The following is a 19,675-nucleotide window of genomic DNA, read 5'->3' as shown; positions in this document are numbered from 1 at the left end:
TGTTACTCCTCTCGCTTATCGGAGTGGAGGCAAAGTGAACGTGGCTCACCTTTTTGCCGTTGACACGCCGGGTCAAGACACAAATTACAACTGATACTCTCTGAGGTGACTGTGGCTGCTGGTGTTTCGCTTGCTTCAACCCTTACATTCAATGCTTCTGTTGTGCGGGACAGTATTCCCTCTCCTGGACGGGCAATCACTTTGTGCGCGACAAAGCCATTTCGCTGCCCGGCGAAGCTGGCACCCGTCTCGATCGCTGCATTAACCGAGGCGACGTCACCGGTGATTTTAATGAGCGTCCAGCCTGAGCCATTGGTCTTCTCAAGACCAACCAGCGTGATGGACGCGGCTTTTGCCATAACATCCGCGCAACTGATGGCGAGTGCCAGACCACTGACTTCAAGTAATCCCAGTGATTGCTTCACGCTGTGCTCCTTAGCGAATTGGGTTATGCAGATTTTGGTAAAATGGCCTCAACATCGCTGTGCGGCCGTGGGATGACATGGCAGGATTTCACTTCGCCAACGGCGCTTGCGGCGGCGCTCCCCGCGTCAACGGCGGCTTTTACTGCGCCAACATCGCCGCGCACCATCACCGTAATCAGACCTGAACCAATCTTTTCATAGCCGACCAGTTGTACGTTGGCGGATTTAACCATGGCGTCTGCGGCTTCAATCGCGCCGACTAACCCTTTTGTTTCAACCAGTCCCAGTGCGTTATTCATACGGTGTTTCTCCTGTGGATTATGAGTGGTATTCCTTGAAGGGAATCCCTTTGACCAGCCGGGCTGCGTTATTGCCGGTGCTGCGCCGGGCATGGTTATCTTGTTGATGCATCAGCGTAAACAGTGGCTCTGATGCCGGTAAGTTTTTGTAATGCACAATCAGTTTTTCCTGGTCACAGGCTATGCCAACCAACAGGGGAGACTGACGAGCAGCCTGCCAGGCGCTATCGATGATTTCACCTGATGGAATGTGTTGAATGCGAAAGGGAATACCTTCCTCTTCAATGCCAAGAAGAACCTCATTCCATTTATTGATACAGTCACCGATTTCAGTGACGACAATGGTTGGTGCTCGCTCTTTACTTTCCATGAACCGACGCCTTGTGCCAGGAGATGAGTAGCCCGGTAGCCACCGCATTGCGCGGGCCTTCTCTACCACGGATATTCCCGCGCCCTGCGACCAGTCGATAATGTGCCAACGCATCGGTGACTAACTGCGGGACTTCGAAATCCAGTGAAGAGCCGCCCACCAGAACGACGAACGGAATGTTGCGAATATTTCCACCAGGACTCACCTGACGTAGTGCGCGCAGGGCGTTCGTTACGAAGACCCGCTCTTTTGCACTGCGACGAATGGTTCGCACTTTTTCCAGCGTTATATCACCGGGAATGGGCACCAGTTCGTCGGGTTTCACCACACAAACGCGGGCAAATACCTGAGGGGATAGTGGGGTAGGGAAGAACTGAACGCTGCCGTCTTCATGGCGTAAGTGGAACAGGCTTTCTACTTTTGCCAGTGGGTGTTTTTTGATCTCCTCTGCCAGGTAGCGATCATTTAAGCCCAGTTCCCTGGCGATAATCATCGTCACCATGTCGCCCGCTCCCGCAAGGTGAGTGGCAATCATTTCCCCTTTTTGATTGATGATGGAGGCATCGGTAGAACCTGCGCCTAAGTCCAGAATTGCCAGGGGACGTGTAGTTCCTGGGGTAGTCAACGCTCCCTGAATTGCAGCTTCTGCTTCTGCGCCTCCGACCTGAACATCAACATGCAGTTTTTGCTTAATTTCACTGGCGATCATCGCCATTTGCAGACGGTCGGATTTCACCATTGACGCTATACCAACAGCCTGTTCCAGTGAAAATTCGCCTGCCAGACCACCGGTAACGCTGACGGGAACAGAGGTATCTATCGCCAATAAATCCTGAATAAAAATTTCGTTGCTGGGTTTATTGGTCAGCTCCGCCATGGTCTGGCGAACATTTTCCAGCATCCCGCCGATGTTGGTGCCCGGTTCGCCCGTCACATTTTCCAGTTTTGGGCATTCACCGACTGCTTTCATTATTGCATCGGCACCAGCGGCAACATCAACCCGAGTTGTGCGCCCGGCAGAAAGAAACTCGATATTTCCGGCGGGTATCGAACGGGCTTTAACGTCGCCAGAAGGCGTTTTCACGACCACAGCTGAACGGTTGCCGATTAGCGCCCGTGCGACAGGAACGATATTTTTAGTCTCTTCAGCATTGAGGGCGAAAACGGTGGCAATCCCATATGGGTTAGAAAGGGTTTCGATAACTTTCCCGGGAACAGCGACTTCAATAGCAGCTAACATGCCGAGCGGAATACGATCGATGTAGAGGACTTCATCAACAATGGGTAAAGGGTTTTCCAGTCGGTTACTGACCAGCACGCCATCGTCGCGTTGCAGAATAACGCCTGTCAGCTGATATCCGGCACGCACGGAGGCATTTATCATGGTTGCGATATCGGCAAAATCAAAAGCCGATGACACGACCAGAATGTACGGTGTGTCCGCCGGGCGTGTTAACAACTCTTGCGGAGTGATGGTGAGTCCTACACCCAGCCCCACTCCGCCTGGAGTTTTCGGGTTGTGACCGATCATGGTTGATTCAGTGATAATGGTTTCCGTAATGGTTTCCATCGCCACATCGCCAATGACCGGGGTTGCTTCGTTGATACGAATAAGCGAAATATCACTGACATTGATGCCGGCTTTTTTCGTTGCCTGCGCGAGTGCCTCCTGAATGCCATGTACGTTACGCAACGTACCTTTGATTCCGGTGGTTTCTGCCAGGGCGCTGCTCACGAACGACAATTCGCCAGACGCACTGAGCGTTGCCAGCGCAACCTCTGTGGATGAGTTGCCGATATCAATGCCTGCTATATATCGCATAGTTCGCCCTTAATCGTCGCCTTTCAGTTTTTTACGCTCGACATAGAGTTCCGCAGCTTCACGGACAAAAGCGGCACAAATTCTGGCCTGATAACAACGCTCAAGAGCGTCGGCAATGGCAATGAGTTCTTGCTTAGTCGAACGATAAGGGCGTAACGCATTGTAGATTTCGAGGATGCGATCATCCGGCACTGAGGTAAGCTCGGCGGCGCGTTCAAAATTCATCGCCAGGCGATCGCGTCCAGCATCTCTGGCAATTGCGGCCTGAATACGCAACGTTTCCGGGGTTATGCGCATGTCCTGGGCGGTGACTTTATCGCTGAGTACATTTTCCAGGGTGAAATCGTCGAGCGTTTTATTCGTCGCCGTTTTGACCCATTCTGGATGTTTATTTGCCAGCGGGTAATCACTCACTTTGGCGTTCAGTGTTGATGAGTGGGATGGCGCAGAGACAGGAGCTGTATCCTGGAGACTGTTCATTCGGTTCAACACGTCCCTGACCATCGACTCAATTGCATCGGTATTCATGAAGGTTTCCTTTGTTAAAACGTCACGCGCAGTTCTTGCGGTTTTTTGCCAGTGACCACGTACTTAGTCTCTTTGATATGTAAGATGGCGGACTTGGCCTGGTATTTCGGCCGCGCCATTTGATCGTTGAGGGTCGGAACAGGTTGTGGAGACTCGCGCTTCGCATAACGCGCGGCGTTTTTGCCAATCTGGCGATAAGTTTCCAGCGTCAACAAAGGTGCTTGCGGGAAAAGTTCCAGGTTAGACAAAGGGGGAAGCCCCTGCTGGTGGATAACTGTGGTGCCTTTTGACTGAATACCAATAGCAATGCCGGAACCGCTGAGACGATCGCCTTCAACCGCCACGAAGGCAACATCAGACGATTTAAAGCAGCGAATCACACGGGCTTTAACACCTTCTTCTTCGATACCGGCAATCACTTCGCGCAATATGTTTTTATGCGGAATACCGATGATATTGACGGTTTGCGCCAGGCCAAACGCCGGGCCTACAGCGATAATAACTTCATCTTGCTGAGTGCCTTGTTGGGCTTCGCCAATTTCGGTCAGAAAACTTTCGCTATCCGGTGCGGAAGAGACCGGTGCGCGAAATGAAACGGACTTATCGCTGGTTTGCATTTCTGCCAGCACGTCTTCGATTATCTGACGTAGTAATTTTTCGTTAATTTCCATTTCTCACCCTTAGTCAATATCGTTGGGATCAAGTGCACCGGGAATATTTTTGATCTCTTCCCAGCGTTCCCCTTGCAGGCGATAACCTGTAGCCGGTCCGGCGTAATCATTGACGTCATTGACCGCAGAGCGCACTTGTCCGTCATCGACGATAATGGCGGAGGTATGGAGATAGTCGCCGGTCAGTTTTGCTTTTTGCATGTTGAGCATGTCCTGGGCGACATCGGTAAAACCGGCTTGCGCCAGGGCTTTCACCACTTCCAGGCTGTTACGGTTTTTATTGATAATTTCCTGGGCGAACTTGATGTCTTCCACGATGTTGCGCTCTGGCATATCTTTCGAACCGTGGGCATAGGTTGCCGCTTCGACCTCTTCATCGGTGATAGGGGGTAATCCCATACCGGCAAAAACAGCCTGTAAAGCGCGTGCGGCTTTATTGCGGATAGCGATAACATCTTCTTCGCGCACTGGTCGCAGGCCACCATCAACCTTGAGGTCACGTTGAATGACGTTGTAATCATCGAAGTCTTCGGCATCTTCGTTTGAACCAGCAAACATGTTGTCGTAGTTCGGCACAGCGGAAAAACCGGAAGAGATAAAGTCGGTGCCTGGCAGAAACTGCATCAGAAAACGTGCGGTACGGCGCATATCTGAGTGGGTAAAGGTCTGGTCATTACTGGAGGCGCATTCCAGATCCAGTGATGAACAAATTAAGTTTTCCGCCAGCACTGCGCGGATGCCTGACGGCACTGCCGATGGAACGCCGATGCAGCTTACGGAACCATTCTGTAGACCCTGAACACCTGCGGCTTTGGTGATGTAAATGCAACGAGCCTCAAGGTAAAGCATTGATTTACCTTCCGCATAGCCCATCTGCACTTCAGAGCCGGAGCCGGAAGTAAAGCGCATTTTTAAGCCGCGAGAAGCATAAGATGACGCGAGAAATCCTTTTGACCACGGTGTATCGTCGCCGTCGGTGAAAACAGGTTCCGTGCCGTAGACAGAAATCGTTTCGGCGTAGCAGGTATGGCCTAACATACCGAGTTTCAGTTCGGTGGCTTCCTCCAGTGAACACTGGGTCAACACGCCCGGGCGTCCTACCTGTGAACCGACCAGAAGAGCGATGGCGTTGAACGGTGCATAGCGAGCAACGGCAACGGTGGTTTCCTGTTCGTCAAATCCGCGCCATGCGCCTTCAGCCGCGTCGGCAGCAATTTGTACCGGATTGTCTTTGATGTTGGTGACGTGAGCCTGTTGCGATGGTGTTCGACGAGCGCGCATTTTCTGCATCGCCATCATCATCTCTACCACGTTCATCTGTGAAACCACTTCGACGATTTTGGCGGGCGTCATCGCAGTGGTCAGGGGAACAATATCGCTACGTTTGACATTTGGATCGCACAACATATTGGCAAGTTTAACCGAATCCATTGCGATGACTTCTTCGGCGCGCGCGAGATTGATACCGTAGCGGGCGATAAAATGGTCGATCAGGTCAAACTGGCTGGCAGGTTTCCCATCCAGTTCGGTGACGACGCCGTTAACAATTTTGATTGACGGTTTAGGATCGTTCGGGCTTTCCATCGCAATGAAGCCTTCTTCAATCCACTCTTTAACGAAACCGTCCTGGTTGACCGGGCGTTTTGCCAGTGCTTCAAATCTTTTCGATCTCATGAATCTGCCTCAGGGAATTCAGATGTAGGAAGGGCGATCGTTTTTCGGTGTATCGCCGAGAGTCGAAAGTACGGTTTTACCGATTTCGCGTGCGGAGATGACCGCCTGACGGACTGCGCCGGAGTCTCCTGAGATAATCAGGATGACCTCATTGCTAAAGCTGGTGCCATGAGCCGGGGAGCTGTATGCCACGACATCCACATTGGCGGACTTCAGGGCGGTATCGGCCATCAGAACACCCACGGCGGCAGGAGCGCCGACAATAACGCCGCAAGCGCGACCCAGTGGTGCGCCAAACGCTTTTTCCAGTGCATAGCTGGCGCGGGCGGTATATTGCAGTTCCAGATGTCCGGCTTCGTTGGCATAGACATCACCAAAGGTTCTGTCGAGTTCTTTTAGAGCAACTTCAATACCGCGTTTCACGTCGGAAACATCGTTGCCACCTAAAAGGATTAACGAGCCGTGTCCGGCACCGCCTTTAGTATCGCGAGGAAGTTCAATGCTAATAACTTCGGTGTTGGTGGCTTTTACGGCTTCATCAGCGGCCATAATGTGTGGCCCAGCACCAATACGTGCGCCCAGAATGCCAATGGAGCGATAGCGTTTTTCAAGTTTCATCGCGTCCAATAGGGCGCTATCAACGTTTGCAATGACCAGACCTACAGTGTCGCCAATAGCGGTGCCAACAAATTCCGTTAACGTGCAGCTTTTTTCTGCCATAGCCGTCTCTCGTGTTTGATGATTGGTTTCCGGGAGAACCTCATGCTTCGGTGTCGCTACGCGTGCGATGACCTGCGCCATGATCTGTTCGACCAGTTCACTGCTGCTCATGGGTTAATTCCCTTTGGTAATATTTTTTCGACATCGGTATGTGGGCGGGGGATAACGTGTACGGCTTTCACTTCGCCGACATTACGCGCAGCGACGGCACCTGCATCTGTTGCCGCTTTAACCGCCCCGACATCACCACGAACGATGACGGTCACCAGCCCGGAACCAATTTTTTCGTAGCCGACCAGCAATACATTTGCCGACTTCACCATGGCGTCTGCGGCCTCTATGGCGGCAGTTAATCCTTTGGTTTCTACCATTCCTAACGCTTCTTGTTGCATAAAGACCTCGCCTGGATTTTTTGACGATATGACTATAAAAAAAAGCGAGGAAAAAGAATGGCTGACTTAATCGCTAATGAGAAAAATTAATAGAGGACAAATATTATAAAATTGCTTTCAGAGATTATATGTTATTCATTTATTGGTTGTTTTTGACGTGGTTTAATGTGAATTAATTGCATTGGGGACGGTGTTTTAATTTAAAATAATACTTCGTCGAGTTTGATTTTCTGAAATTAACTGTGATATTTGTTTAAATTTTATTATGCAGGCATGGCAATTTTTTATTGTATCAGATTGGCGATATATATAACGCCAATAGTGATGATTGCTGTAGTGAATGCTATAGCAATGACAATAATTTGCTATAGCAATACTATTTTTCCACGAATCTGACATGCATGTTGGCAATATTTTTTCCCGCGCAATTTTTATAGTTGCGTTCGATATACACAACAATCAGCGCATTGTTGGCTGATAAAGAAAAAACTCTGTGAAAAAGGTGTCAGTATGAATGATTCACTCAAGGCGCAATGCGTTGCCGAGTTTTTGGGCACCGGTCTGTTCCTCTTTTTTGGCATTGGTTGTTTGTGTGCCCTAAAACTTGCCGGTGCAAGCCTGGGACTGTGGGAAATTTGTATTATTTGGGGGTTAGGTATTTCACTTGCTGTTTACCTTACGGCAGGCATTTCCGGTGCTCATCTTAACCCGGCGGTTACTATTGCTCTGTGGTTGTTTGCCGCTTTTCCTGGTCGTAAAGTGCTGCCATTTTGTGTGGCGCAATTAGCGGGAGCCTTTGGTGGCGCAGTTCTGGCATATTTTTTATACAGCAATTTGTTTGTCGATTTTGAATCTGCTCACAATATGGTTCGTGGTAGTGCAGAAAGTTTACAACTCGCCAGTATCTTCAGTACTTACCCGGCAGCAGCGATAAATGTATGGCAGGCTGCCTTGGTTGAGGTGGTCATAACGTCCATGTTAATGGGGTTGATTATGGCGTTGACCGATGACGGCAATGGCGTACCCAAAGGGCCGCTTGCGCCTTTACTTATTGGTATTCTGGTTGCTGTTATTGGTGCTTCTACCGGACCATTAACCGGTTTTGCCATGAATCCAGCGCGTGATTTTGGACCAAAAATTTTCACCTGGCTTGCTGGTTGGGGAGAAATTGCGATGACTGGCGGACGTAATATTCCTTATTTCATTGTACCCATTATTGCTCCGGTCATTGGAGCCTGTGCTGGCGCGGCGATTTATCGCTTTCTTATTGCACAAAATTTACCTGTCAATAGTGTTACGCCTAAAGAGAACAGCGAATAGTGAAATAGCCTGGCAGTTATAAACGTTTATTTTTTTAGTGTTTGTGATCTGCTTTCCGAACTTATTAAAAAGTCTCCCGCTTCATGGAGGCTTTTGTTATTGTCCGTTTTGCTTCTCGTCAGTAAATCATTAAGGATGATGTGAAGATTAAATGTAAAACAATTGTTTTACCATAACAATAAATTAACTGGGAGGTTTTATCATGATTTCTGCGGCGACACTTAATTCAGAACTCATTAATAAAATCGCACAGGATTTTGCGCAGGCGACTAGTCTTGCGGTTGTCGTGGTCAATATCCACGGTGATGAAATCTCCGAGCTGTTTAACTTCACTCCATTTTGTCAGATGATGCGCCAACACCCTCAGCTTAGCACTCGCTGTCGCATGAGCGATCGTTGTGGTGGTCTGGAAGCCTCTAAATCAGATCAGCCTTGTATTTACCGCTGTCATGCAGGGTTAACTGATTTCTCTATTCCTCTGGTGATTGCCGGGCATTTAGTCGGCTTTGTGTTGTGTGGACAAGTTCGCCTGCGTAATGATGATGTTGATTTGATCAATATTCTGAATGTCGATGATTGTTGGCAAGCCGACCCAGAACTACTTAATGAATTTCGCAAAGTTCCTGAGATGGATTACTCGAGAGTTATGGCCTCTGCTGATTTATTGAAGTTGATTGTGGAAAATTGCCTCAAAAAGCAACTCAATTTTGTCGTTATTAAAGAGAATAAACCTCATTCGGGTTCAGTTCGTCAGACCCGTGCGCCTAATCCCCATGATAATAAAATGAAAAAAGCATTGCGCTATATCGATGCACATTTGTCAGACGATTTGCGTCTGGAAGATGTTGCCTCGCATGTTTATCTAAGCCCTTATTATTTCAGTAAGTTGTTTAAGAAATATCATGGGATTGGTTTTAATGCGTGGGTAAACCAACAACGAATGGCCAGCGCGCGTGAGCTGCTGTGCCATAGTGACTGGAGTATCGCCAGTATCGCGCGTAATTTAGGCTTCTCACAAACCAGTTATTTCTGCAAAGTTTTTCGCCAGACGTATCAGGTGACTCCGCAGGTATATCGTCAGCAAATTAGTGAAAATGTAGCAGCGGAAACAGCATAAAATTAATGTGGAAAATGAGGGATGATTAAATAGACGCTGGCAATATTAATTAACGTTATTTACGTGTTATGGGATAAGTGAGATCAGCTCATAACATACGCTGACAGGTTCGGCACATTTGTGCCTGGGAAGAGGGTGAAAATCCCTCGCAGCCCCCGCTGCTGTAATGCTGACAACCCCGAAAATACCACTGATCGCGAGATTGGGAAGGCCGGGGAAGGATGATGCGAAGCCAGAAGACCAGCCTGTCAGTCAATACCAACAACTTCGGTGGGAAGTGGGTTGTCCGGAAGCGCACGGTTGAGTATTGGCGCGTCTTTATACCCCTACCACCCTGAGAGGATCAGGGTATGGCGGCATCATTTAGTTCCTTCATTGTAGTGCCGACAGGCACCTGGGCTGCTCTCAATGCGCGGCAATCGTTTTTCATGGTATATCAGCCTGACCGTCATTACAGGAAACGAAGCGGAGGACGGGGGATATGAAAACGATAAAACCCGAATCGATAGCCCTTTTTTGCCTCTCCTCTGGCGATATTAATCTGGCGAAATATCTGGCTGAAATGTTGCCAATGACCTGTTTTGTTGGTGAGGACTGGCAGCAAGGTTTCTTGTCTTTTAAAGGTGGGGCTGTTCAATCGTTATCAGACGCGTATACCGATTATTCAGTGCTGTTATTGATTGCTGAAAACAGGGTCTCCATACCAGAAAATTTCTCTCATCCTGATGGCGCGACGGTAATCGTAATCACACGGCATAATGCCCGTTTGCTGGCTGGTTCGGCTGGTGGTGCAGTAGCATTAATCCATTATCTGAATGAAATATGTCAACGCAGTGAAAATATTGCCAATGACGCATTCTGCCAGACGTTTACACAGGGAAATCGGACTATTTCACAACACCGCCTTCGTTCGTAATGGATTGAGAACGCTGGATTTTTATTTTCATTACGCGCAGTATTAATTGCGGAAATGTTATTACGATCAGCAACGATGGTTCTGGTCAATGAATACCATCATACAATTGAACCAGGAGTCCGTATGATGATTTTGGTGACAGGTGGTGCACGGAGCGGGAAGAGTCGGCACGCCGAGGCGCTTATTGGGGATACTCCACAGGTTCTGTATATCGCCACTTCGCAAATCCTTGATGATGAGATGGCGGCACGGATTGAGCATCATCGGCAGGGGCGTCCGGCGCATTGGCACACGGTGGAACGCTGGCAGCAGCTTGATGAGTTAATTAATGCAGACATTAATCCGCAGAACGCTGTGTTGCTGGAATGCATTACGACAATGGTGACTAATCTGTTGTTTGATTATGGCGGCGATAAAGATCCTGAAGGATGGGATTATGTGGCGATGGAGCAAGCGATAAATGGCGAGATTCAGTTGTTGATTGCTGCCTGTCAACGTTGCCCTGCAAAGGTCGTATTAGTGACCAATGAAGTGGGAATGGGTATTGTGCCGGAGAATCGTCTGGCGCGACATTTTCGTGATATTGCCGGGCGAGTGAATCAGCAACTGGCCGCTGCGGTAGATGAAGTATGGCTGGTGGTTTCGGGTATTGGAGTAAAAATCAAATGAGTAAATTATTTTGGGCGATGCTCTCTTTCATTACGCGTCTGCCTGTACCGCGTCGTTGGTCCCAGGGGCTGGATTTCGAACATTATTCTCGCGGTATCATTACTTTTCCCTTAATTGGGTTATTGCTTGGTGCGATTAGTGGGCTGGTCTTCATGGTGTTGCAGGTATGGTGTGGTGTACCACTGGCGGCACTATTTAGCGTGCTGGTTCTGGCGCTGATGACAGGGGGATTCCACCTGGACGGTCTGGCAGATACCTGTGATGGTGTATTTTCTGCACGTAGCCGAGATCGTATGTTGGAAATCATGCGTGATAGCCGTTTAGGCACCCACGGCGGTCTGGCATTGATTTTTGTTGTGCTGGGAAAGATTTTGATTTTGAGCGAACTGGCTCTGCGTGGTGAGCCTATCCTGGCATCGCTGGCTGCAGCATGTGCTGTCAGCCGTGGTACTGCCGCATTATTGATGTATCGTCATCGTTATGCTCGGGAAGAAGGGCTTGGCAATGTGTTCATCGGCAAAATTGATGGGCGACAAACCTGCGTCACACTAGGCTTAGCCGTAATTTTTGCTGCTGTATTACTGCCTGGTATGCATGGTGTGGCTGCTATGGTGGTGACGATGGTGGCAATTTTCGTCCTCGGTCAGCTTTTCAAACGTACTCTGGGCGGGCAAACCGGCGATACGCTGGGAGCTGCCATAGAGCTTGGTGAGCTGGTCTTTCTGCTGGCGCTGCTATAAAGAGACGCAACATGCAAACACTTGCCGATTTACTGAATACGATCCCGGCCATCGATCATGCTGCTATGTCGCGCGCACAACGGCATATTGACGGGTTACTCAAACCCGTCGGTAGTCTGGGAAGGCTGGAGGCGCTTGCCGTACAACTGGCAGGAATGCCGGGGCTGAATGGTGTTCCTCATGTGGGTAAAAAAGCGGTAGTGGTTATGTGTGCCGATCACGGCGTCTGGGATGAGGGTGTCGCTATTTCCCCGAAAGCGGTGACAGCCATTCAGGCTGAAAATATGACACGCGGAACAACCGGCGTGTGTGTTCTGGCAGCACAGGCGGGGGCTAAAGTTCATGTAATTGATGTAGGGATAGATACTGCGGAGCCAATACCCGGACTTATCAACATGCGTGTCGCTCGAGGTAGCGGCAATATAGCTTCAGGTCCTGCAATGAGCCGCTGTCAGGTTGAAGAGTTGCTTCTGGAAGTCATTCGTTATACGCGTGAACTGGCGAAAAATGGCGTCACGTTGTTTGGCGTGGGTGAGCTGGGAATGGCAAACACGACGCCGGCTGCGGCGATAGTCAGCACAATTACTGGACGCGATCCCGAAGAAGTGGTTGGTATTGGCGCAAATCTGCCGACAGATAAACTGGCAAACAAAGTTGATGTTGTTCGTCGGGCAATTACGTTGAATCAACCGAATCCGCTGGATGGTGTTGATGTACTGGCAAAAGTTGGTGGATTTGATTTGGTCGGAATGGCTGGCGTGATCTCAGGAGCCGCTTCCTGTGGTTTACCCGTGTTGTTGGATGGCTTTCTTTCTTATGCCGCCGCGCTTGCTGCGTGCCAGATGTCACCTGCAATCAAACCGTATCTTATTCCTTCCCATTTGTCGGCAGAAAAAGGGGCGCGTATTGCGTTGGCACATTTGGAGCTGGAGCCGTATATCAATATGGAAATGCGTTTAGGTGAGGGGAGTGGTGCGGCGCTGGCGATACCCATCATCGAAGCTGCTTGCGCGATATACAACAACATGGGCGAACTTGCTGCCAGCAACATTATTCTACCGGGGAATACAACTTCTGAATTGAACAGCTAAAAACGAAAAGTCTGATAAAAGCTATACTTATCGGATGGCTTTCGCGACTTAGGAAAGGGATATGATGCGTCGTGTAAATATTCTTTGTTCATTTGCTCTGCTTTTTGCCAGTCATAATAGCCTGGCGGTAACTTATCCATTACCCCCAGAGGGGAGTCGTTTAGTGGGGCAGCAACTTACAGTAACGGTTCCCGATCACAATACCCAGCCGCTGGAAACTTTTGCCGCGCAGTACGGACAAGGGCTGAGTAATATGCTGGAAGCGAATCCGGGGGCTGATGTTTTCTTGCCGAAGTCTGGTTCGCAGCTCACCATTCCGCAGCAACTGATTTTACCCGCAACTGTGCGAAAAGGAATTGTGGTTAATGTCGCCGAGATGCGTCTGTATTACTACCCACCAGACAGTAATACTGTGGAAGTGTTTCCTATTGGTATTGGTCAGGCTGGACGAGAAACCCCGCGTAATTGGGTGACAGCCGTTGAGCGTAAACAAGAAGCACCAACCTGGACGCCAACCCCTAACACTCGTCGTGAATATGCAAAGCGTGGGGAGAGTCTGCCTGCATTTGTCCCAGCCGGACCCGATAATCCTATGGGGCTGTACGCTATTTATATCGGCAGGTTATATGCCATTCACGGTACTAATGCCAATTTTGGGATTGGCCTACGGGTAAGTCAGGGTTGTATTCGTCTGCGCAATGACGATATCAAATATCTGTTTGATAATGTCCCGGTAGGGACGCGCGTGCAACTTATTGATCAGCCAGTGAAATACACAACGGAGCCGGATGGTTCAAAGTGGCTGGAAGTTCATGAGCCGCTGTCGCGCAATCGTGCAGAATATGAGTCCGACCGAAAAGTGCCATTGCCGGTAACCCCATCTTTGCGGGCGTTTATCAACGGGCAAGAAGTTGATGTGAATCGCGCGAATGCTGCGTTGCAACGTCGATCGGGAATGCCAGTACAAATTAACTCTGGCTCAAAGCAGATGTTTTAAAATAGCTGTTGTATAAAAAGCAAAAAGCCTGCTCTAAAGCAGGCTTTTTTGAATTTGGCTCCTCTGACTGGACTCGAACCAGTGACATACGGATTAACAGTCCGCCGTTCTACCGACTGAACTACAGAGGAATCGTGAGAACGGGGCGCATATTAATGGCAGTACATGGCGATGTCAAAGGGGGAAATGCATTTTTTTGTTCGTTTGCTGCCAATTTCAACAAAATGATGAACTTTCAATCTTTTTAATCATGTTCCATCGTGGTGCATGACATCCTTTCATGGGGCAGGGAATGCTTCTCCTGGCTTAAAGAGCCAATGACGAAACAATCATAATCTCTTATTTGACGGGCGATTAGCTTTCGTATCAACGCCAAAACGAAACTGGCAAGTATCTTGCAATCTGGTTGTTAGTAATGTCGGCACTCGGGCTGACGCTTAAAAAAACCGGAGGCACCATGAACTTTAGACGCTTGAAATACTTCGTCAAAATTGTAGATATTGGTAGCCTGACTCAGGCTGCTGAAGTATTGCATATAGCACAGCCTGCGCTCAGTCAGCAGGTTGCCACGCTGGAAGGTGAGCTAAATCAGCAACTTTTGATTCGCACAAAACGTGGCGTTACGCCGACAGACGCCGGAAAAATTCTCTATACCCATGCGCGGGCAATTTTACGTCAGTGTGAACAGGCCCAACTGGCGGTGCATAATGTAGGTCAGACATTGTCAGGTCAAGTCTCGATTGGCTTTGCGCCAGGAACCGCAGCGTCATCTATCACCATGCCTTTATTACAGGCGGTACGCACTGAATTTCCGGAGGTCGTTATCTATCTCCATGAAAATAGCGGTGCTGTGCTTAACGAAAAACTTATAAACAACCAGCTTGATATGGCGGTGGTTTATGAGCATTCCCCTGTGTCTGGTGTATCCAGTCAGACTTTGTTAAAAGAGGATCTGTATCTTGTCGGAACTCAGGATTGCCCAGGGCAAAGCGTTGATGTTAATGCGATAGCGCAAATGAACCTCTTCCTTCCCAGCGATTACAGTGTAGTAAGACTTCGTGTTGATGAAGCTTTTTCCCTGCGCCGGCTTACAGCGAAAGTCATCGGTGAAATTGAGTCTATCGCTACGCTTACCGCTGCGATTGCCAGCGGTATAGGCGTTGCAGTATTACCTGAATCGGCCGCACGTTCGTTATGTGCCGCAGTTAACGGTTGGATGTCACGTATTACCACGCCTTCAATGAATCTCTCGTTGTCATTAAACTTACCCGCCAGATCAGTTTTATCGCCACAGGCGCAGGCAGTGAAAGAGCTGTTATTGTCAGTGATTAGTTCTCCAGCCATAGAAAAAAGACAATGGCAATTGGTGAGCTAAACGTTATACCTGGATGGAATAAGATGCGGGTTTTTATTATTTGTTATGCCGGGCATTAGACTCTAACAATAATGGATGTCTGATATGCCCGGAGTTTACCGTGAATTTCCAACAACTAAAGATAATCCGCGAAGCTGCCCGTCAGGATTACAATCTGACAGAGGTTGCGAATATGCTCTTTACCTCACAGTCAGGTGTCAGCCGTCATATTCGAGAGCTGGAGGATGAACTTGGTATCGAAATATTCGTTCGTCGTGGCAAGCGGCTGCTTGGCATGACTGAACCGGGCAAAGCATTACTGGTCATTGCAGAACGTATTCTGAATGAAGCCAGTAATGTTCGACGGCTTGCAGACCTGTTTACCAACGACACATCTGGCGTACTCACTATTGCAACGACGCATACTCAGGCTCGTTACAGCTTGCCTGGGGTCATTAAAGCCTTTCGCGAACTTTTCCCCGAAGTGCGACTCGAGCTTATCCAGGGGACGCCGCAGGAAATTGCGACTCTGCTACAAAACGGCGGAGCTGATATTGGCATAGCCAGTGAGCGTTTGAGCAATGATCCCCAACTCGTCGCTTTCCCCTGGTTTCGTTGGCACCATAGTTTGCTCGTTCCTGTCGATCATCCCTTAACACAAATTACGCCATTGACGCTGGAATCAATAGCGAAGTGGCCGTTGATCACTTACCGACAGGGAATTACGGGGCGCTCACGTATTGATGACGCCTTTGTCCGCAAAGGTTTACTGGCAGATATTGTATTGAGTGCTCAGGATTCTGATGTCATCAAAACCTATGTCGCCCTCGGTTTGGGGATAGGATTAGTTGCCGAACAATCCAGCGGTGAGCAAGAGGAAGAGAATTTAATTCGTCTGGATACGCGGCATCTTTTCGATGCTAATACTGTCTGGTTGGGACTCAAGCGAGGACAACTTCAGCGTAACTATGTCTGGCGTTTTCTGGAATTGTGCAATGCTGGATTGTCGGTTGAGGATATTAAGCGGCAGGTGATGGAAAATAGTGAAGAGGAAATTGATTATCAGATATAGCAAAAAGCCCGCTATCAAAGCGGGCTTTTCATAATTTGGCTCCTCTGACTGGACTCGAACCAGTGACATACGGATTAACAGTCCGCCGTTCTACCGACTGAACTACAGAGGAATCGCTGTTGAGGCACATCTTAACGGCGAAAAATCATTTGTCAAACCTGTTTTTTAAATTCATCAACCGTTTGCCGTTTCTATCAACAGTTTGTTGCATTTGCAGACAATTTGTCGGCGAAAATCTTTGCAGCTTTTCTGATTCTCCCTCATTATTTGAAATGTGGTTTCACTTTCTGCAATTAAGGTCGGCTTTGAATATCCCCTCAGCTTTACGCCAGGTTGTTCGCCACACTCGCTGGCACTCAAAACGTAAGAGTTACAAAGTGTTGTTCTGGCGCGAAATAACTCCGCTTGCTGTTCCTATCTTTATGGAGAATGCCTGTGTCCTGTTGATGGGCGTGCTGAGCACTTTTCTGGTCAGTTGGCTGGGAAAAGATGCGATGGCGGGCGTTGGGTTGGCGGACAGCTTCAACATGGTCATTATGGCCTTTTTCGCAGCTATCGACCTTGGTACTACTGTCGTTGTGGCATTTAGTCTCGGTAAACGTGATCGACGGCGAGCCAGAGTAGCAACACGGCAATCATTGGTGATCATGACGTTATTTGCCGTGCTGTTGGCAATTCTCATTCATCATTTTGGCGAACAAATTATCGATTTTGTTGCAGGTGATGCCACGACAGAGGTTAAAGCACTGGCGTTGACTTATCTGGAACTGACGGTGCTCAGTTATCCAGCCGCTGCCATCACCTTGATTGGCAGTGGGGCACTTCGTGGCGCCGGGAATACGAAAATACCGCTACTTATAAATGGTAGCATGAATATTTTTAATATTATTATTAGCGGTATATTGATTTACGGGCTTTTCTCCTGGCAGGGGCTGGGGTTTGTTGGCGCAGGGCTAGGATTAACTATTTCCCGTTATATTGGCGCAATTGCAATTTTGTGGGTACTGGCGATTGGCTTTAATCCTGCACTACGAATCTCGTTAAAAAGCTATTTTAAGCCATTGAATTTCAGCATTATCTGGGAAGTTATGGGGATTGGTATTCCCGCGAGCGTTGAATCAGTATTGTTTACCAGTGGTCGGTTATTAACACAAATGTTTGTTGCTGGTATGGGAACCAGCGTCATTGCCGGAAATTTTATCGCTTTTTCGATTGCGGCTCTTATCAATTTACCAGGGAGTGCGCTCGGTTCTGCTTCTACAATAATTACTGGTCGAAGGCTGGGAGTAGGGCAGAGAGCGCAAGCAGAAATACAGTTGAGGCATGTTTTCTGGTTGTCCACCCTTGGGTTAACAGCGATAGCCTGGTTAACGGCTCCCTTTGCCGGGGTTATGGCGTCATTTTATACCCAGGATCCCCAGGTTAAACACGTGGTTGTGATTCTTATTTGGCTAAATGCTTTGTTTATGCCTATTTGGTCGGCCTCATGGGTATTACCTGCGGGTTTTAAAGGTGCTCGTGATGCCCGCTACGCTATGTGGGTATCTATGTTGAGTATGTGGGGATGCCGAGTGGTAGTAGGTTACGCGCTGGGAATTATGCTTGGCTGGGGCGTGGTTGGCGTTTGGATGGGGATGTTTGCTGACTGGGCCGTGCGTGCTGCGTTGTTTTACTGGCGGATGGTGACCGGGCGCTGGCTATGGAAATATCCTCGCCCTGAACATGAAAAGTGTGAAAAAAAGGCAGTTGTGTCGGAATTAACGACAAAACGCAGAATATTTCAGCAAACGATTTCAAAATTAAAAAACAGGCTTTGACAATGTAGATGGGCATCGTTAATATTCGCCCCGTTCTCACGATTCCTCTGTAGTTCAGTCGGTAGAACGGCGGACTGTTAATCCGTATGTCACTGGTTCGAGTCCAGTCAGAGGAGCCAAATTATGAAAAGCCCGCTTTGATAGCGGGCTTTTTGCTTTTTACTTATAAAATCCTTCACATCTTTTCTTGATGCAAAGGATCTTCGCTCATTATCGGAACGGCGGCTCATTAAAGGTGCGCAGTTTACGGGAATGCAGTCGATCGCCTTCCGCGCGCAGTAAATCAATTGCCCGGATGCCAATCTGCAAGTGTTCGGAAATCGCACCTTCATAAAAACGGTTAGCCTGGCCGGGAAGTTTAATCTCACCATGCAATGGCTTATCTGAAACACACAGTAGCGTCCCGTATGGCACGCGGAAACGGTATCCTTGTGCTGCAATGGTTGCGCTTTCCATATCAATCGCTACGGCCCGACTTAAATTAAAACGAAGTGCAGAAGCCGAGTAACGCAATTCCCAGTTCCTGTCATCAGTAGTTACCACAGTGCCAGTACGTAGCCGCTGTTTAACTTCCTCACCCGGCCTGCCGCTGACGAGTTTGGTGGCGTCATAAAGCGCGCGTTGCACTTCAGCAATGCTGGGAATAGGGATATCGGGCGGTAAAACTGCATCAAGAACGTGGTCATCGCGTAAATAAGCATGTGCAAGTACATAATCACCAATGGACTGGCTTTCACGTAATCCACCGCAGTGACCAATCATCAGCCAGACATCCGGGCGTAGCACCGCCAGATGATCGCAGATGGTTTTAGCATTTGATGGCCCCACACCAATATTTACCAGAGTAATACCCTGGCCATCGGCAGTGATTAAATGCCATGCTGGCATCTGGTGTTTTTTCCATGCGAGATCAGAAATCGCCTCTTCAGGGGCTTCTGTTTCGGCGGTGATCCATATCCCTCCAGCACAGGAAAGAGCAATGTAGGGACTATCAGGATCGAGGATCTGGCTGCACCCCCAACGAACGAATTCATCCACATAACGTGTGTAGTTGGTAAACAAAACGAACGGCTGAAAATGTTCGACTGGCGTGCCGGTATAATGGCGTAACCGCGCGAGGGAAAAATCGACCCGGCGCGCATCGAAATGCGATAGCGGAGAAAATTCCGTTGGGTGATAAATGCCGTCTGCAGTTTCATCGCCAATTTGCGCCAGTTCTGTTGTCGGGAAGTAACGAGTTAGCCCGGCGCTCATCGAACGATCAAGTGTCAGTTCAGAGCCATCGATGACATAGGGATAGGGGATTTCATGCTGCGAGGGTTGCACGGAGATGTGCGCACCATAATCTTGATACAGTAACGTTAGTTGTTCATTGAGATACGAACGAAAGAGAGCAGGGCGGGTAATAGTGGTGGTATAGCTGCCAGCGTGAGTAAAACGTCCAAATGCGCGTGTTTTGGGAGGATTTGTGGCGCAGCCATCCCAGGTCACGGTCAATGATGGATAGACAAAAAGACCTTGTTTGCGGGCGTTTTCATCAGGTAATTCGCCACTTTTAATATAGTTGCCAATGGCATTGCGTAAAGCGACTACAGATTGCTCATACAGCACGTCAAGTTTATCCAGTGCCTGAGCTGGGGTCAGACCGGAGCCCTTATTATTCATGTGTGTCTCCTGTTCC

19 protein-coding genes, 3 tRNA genes, 1 pseudogene and 1 riboswitch are annotated in these 19,675 nt (G+C 48.8%); of the genes and pseudogenes, 11 read left to right on the top strand and 12 right to left on the bottom strand.

Annotated features, from left to right (window positions below):
- Positions 1 to 2: 2 nt before the first annotated feature.
- The 9 genes from RGV86_RS04110 to pduA are packed head-to-tail and all read right to left on the bottom strand — an operon-like array spanning position 3 to position 6,901.
- On the bottom strand, positions 3 to 425 hold the full coding sequence (locus RGV86_RS04110) for a BMC domain-containing protein (RefSeq protein ID WP_085460831.1): 423 nt from the start codon (positions 423 to 425) through the stop codon (positions 3 to 5).
- A 23-nt stretch (positions 426 to 448) separates the two neighbouring features.
- Positions 449 to 724, bottom strand: a complete 276-nt coding sequence (gene pduJ / locus RGV86_RS04105; protein ID WP_001057752.1) for a propanediol utilization microcompartment protein PduJ — start codon at positions 722 to 724, stop codon at positions 449 to 451.
- A 19-nt stretch (positions 725 to 743) separates the two neighbouring features.
- Positions 744 to 1,094, bottom strand: coding sequence for a glycerol dehydratase reactivase beta/small subunit family protein (locus tag RGV86_RS04100; protein ID WP_000444018.1), 351 nt, complete (start codon positions 1,092 to 1,094; stop codon positions 744 to 746).
- On the bottom strand, positions 1,084 to 2,916 hold the full coding sequence (locus RGV86_RS04095) for a diol dehydratase reactivase subunit alpha (protein WP_085460829.1): 1,833 nt from the start codon (positions 2,914 to 2,916) through the stop codon (positions 1,084 to 1,086). Before RGV86_RS04095 ends, RGV86_RS04100 begins: the two co-directional genes overlap by 11 nt.
- Positions 2,917 to 2,925: 9 nt before the next feature.
- Complete coding sequence (gene pduE / locus RGV86_RS04090) at positions 2,926 to 3,444, bottom strand: propanediol dehydratase small subunit PduE (protein WP_085460828.1); 519 nt, start codon at positions 3,442 to 3,444, stop codon at positions 2,926 to 2,928.
- Positions 3,445 to 3,458: 14 nt separating this feature from the next.
- Entirely contained in the window at positions 3,459 to 4,115 is a 657-nt protein-coding gene (locus RGV86_RS04085; protein ID WP_000405044.1) for a propanediol/glycerol family dehydratase medium subunit, read from the bottom strand.
- Positions 4,116 to 4,124: 9 nt separating this feature from the next.
- Positions 4,125 to 5,789, bottom strand: coding sequence for a propanediol dehydratase large subunit PduC (pduC, locus tag RGV86_RS04080; RefSeq protein ID WP_001256909.1), 1,665 nt, complete (start codon positions 5,787 to 5,789; stop codon positions 4,125 to 4,127).
- 18 nt (positions 5,790 to 5,807) lie between these two features.
- On the bottom strand, positions 5,808 to 6,620 hold the full coding sequence (gene pduB, locus RGV86_RS04075) for a propanediol utilization microcompartment protein PduB (protein WP_000098932.1): 813 nt from the start codon (positions 6,618 to 6,620) through the stop codon (positions 5,808 to 5,810).
- Positions 6,617 to 6,901 (bottom strand): propanediol utilization microcompartment protein PduA, encoded by a 285-nt coding sequence (gene pduA, locus RGV86_RS04070; RefSeq protein ID WP_001183616.1) that lies wholly within the window; start codon positions 6,899 to 6,901, stop codon positions 6,617 to 6,619. Before pduA ends, pduB begins: the two co-directional genes overlap by 4 nt.
- A gap of 510 nt (positions 6,902 to 7,411) precedes the next feature.
- Between pduA and pduF the strand changes: the two genes are divergently transcribed.
- From pduF to ldtA, 7 genes are all read left to right on the top strand, one after another.
- Positions 7,412 to 8,221, top strand: a complete 810-nt coding sequence (pduF, locus tag RGV86_RS04065) for a propanediol diffusion facilitator PduF (protein ID WP_085460827.1) — start codon at positions 7,412 to 7,414, stop codon at positions 8,219 to 8,221.
- 202 nt (positions 8,222 to 8,423) lie between these two features.
- Positions 8,424 to 9,338: a transcriptional regulator PocR gene (gene pocR, locus RGV86_RS04060; protein ID WP_000622042.1), complete on the top strand. Its 915-nt coding sequence runs from the start codon at positions 8,424 to 8,426 to the stop codon at positions 9,336 to 9,338.
- A gap of 88 nt (positions 9,339 to 9,426) precedes the next feature.
- Positions 9,427 to 9,601: riboswitch (cobalamin riboswitch) on the top strand.
- A 218-nt stretch (positions 9,602 to 9,819) separates the two neighbouring features.
- On the top strand, positions 9,820 to 10,254 hold the full coding sequence (locus tag RGV86_RS04055; protein WP_085460826.1) for a cobalamin biosynthesis protein: 435 nt from the start codon (positions 9,820 to 9,822) through the stop codon (positions 10,252 to 10,254).
- 123 nt (positions 10,255 to 10,377) lie between these two features.
- The gene (cobU, locus tag RGV86_RS04050; protein ID WP_085460825.1) at positions 10,378 to 10,923 is read left to right on the top strand and encodes a bifunctional adenosylcobinamide kinase/adenosylcobinamide-phosphate guanylyltransferase; all 546 of its coding nucleotides are present in this window, start codon (positions 10,378 to 10,380) and stop codon (positions 10,921 to 10,923) included.
- Positions 10,920 to 11,663, top strand: coding sequence for an adenosylcobinamide-GDP ribazoletransferase (gene cobS, locus RGV86_RS04045; RefSeq protein WP_010347019.1), 744 nt, complete (start codon positions 10,920 to 10,922; stop codon positions 11,661 to 11,663). The genes cobU and cobS overlap by 4 nt, the downstream gene beginning before the upstream one ends.
- Before the next feature lie 11 nt (positions 11,664 to 11,674).
- The gene (gene cobT / locus RGV86_RS04040) at positions 11,675 to 12,754 is read left to right on the top strand and encodes a nicotinate-nucleotide--dimethylbenzimidazole phosphoribosyltransferase (protein ID WP_001193769.1); all 1,080 of its coding nucleotides are present in this window, start codon (positions 11,675 to 11,677) and stop codon (positions 12,752 to 12,754) included.
- Positions 12,755 to 12,815: 61 nt separating this feature from the next.
- Complete coding sequence (ldtA, locus tag RGV86_RS04035) at positions 12,816 to 13,751, top strand: L,D-transpeptidase (RefSeq protein ID WP_000986313.1); 936 nt, start codon at positions 12,816 to 12,818, stop codon at positions 13,749 to 13,751.
- Between the two features lie 55 nt (positions 13,752 to 13,806).
- Here the strand turns inward: ldtA and RGV86_RS04030 are convergent.
- Positions 13,807 to 13,882 (bottom strand) — tRNA-Asn (locus RGV86_RS04030).
- A 326-nt stretch (positions 13,883 to 14,208) separates the two neighbouring features.
- On the opposite strand from RGV86_RS04030, the gene nac reads away from it, so the two are divergent.
- Both nac and cbl read left to right on the top strand, forming a co-directional pair.
- On the top strand, positions 14,209 to 15,126 hold the full coding sequence (gene nac, locus RGV86_RS04025) for a nitrogen assimilation transcriptional regulator NAC (protein ID WP_085460918.1): 918 nt from the start codon (positions 14,209 to 14,211) through the stop codon (positions 15,124 to 15,126).
- 100 nt (positions 15,127 to 15,226) lie between these two features.
- Positions 15,227 to 16,177, top strand: coding sequence for an HTH-type transcriptional regulator Cbl (gene cbl, locus RGV86_RS04020; RefSeq protein WP_001011042.1), 951 nt, complete (start codon positions 15,227 to 15,229; stop codon positions 16,175 to 16,177).
- A 36-nt stretch (positions 16,178 to 16,213) separates the two neighbouring features.
- Here cbl and RGV86_RS04015 read toward each other — a convergent pair.
- Positions 16,214 to 16,289 (bottom strand) — tRNA-Asn (locus RGV86_RS04015).
- Positions 16,290 to 16,449: 160 nt separating this feature from the next.
- On the opposite strand from RGV86_RS04015, the pseudogene RGV86_RS04010 reads away from it, so the two are divergent.
- Both RGV86_RS04010 and RGV86_RS04005 read left to right on the top strand, forming a co-directional pair.
- A pseudogene (locus tag RGV86_RS04010) lies at positions 16,450 to 17,934 on the top strand (EmmdR/YeeO family multidrug/toxin efflux MATE transporter); the annotation flags it as partial.
- A 103-nt stretch (positions 17,935 to 18,037) separates the two neighbouring features.
- Positions 18,038 to 18,113, top strand: a tRNA-Asn gene (locus RGV86_RS04005).
- Positions 18,114 to 18,204: 91 nt separating this feature from the next.
- On the opposite strand, the gene amn is transcribed toward RGV86_RS04005, so the two are convergent.
- Entirely contained in the window at positions 18,205 to 19,659 is a 1,455-nt protein-coding gene (gene amn, locus RGV86_RS04000; protein WP_085460824.1) for an AMP nucleosidase, read from the bottom strand.
- Positions 19,660 to 19,675 lie beyond the last annotated feature (16 nt).

It is taken from the genome of Escherichia ruysiae (genome assembly GCF_031323975.1).
In the GTDB taxonomy this organism is placed as follows: domain Bacteria; phylum Pseudomonadota; class Gammaproteobacteria; order Enterobacterales; family Enterobacteriaceae; genus Escherichia; species Escherichia ruysiae.
The sequence above is the reverse complement of the archived record's forward strand: the minus strand, read 5'-3'. Positions and strand labels throughout refer to the sequence as shown.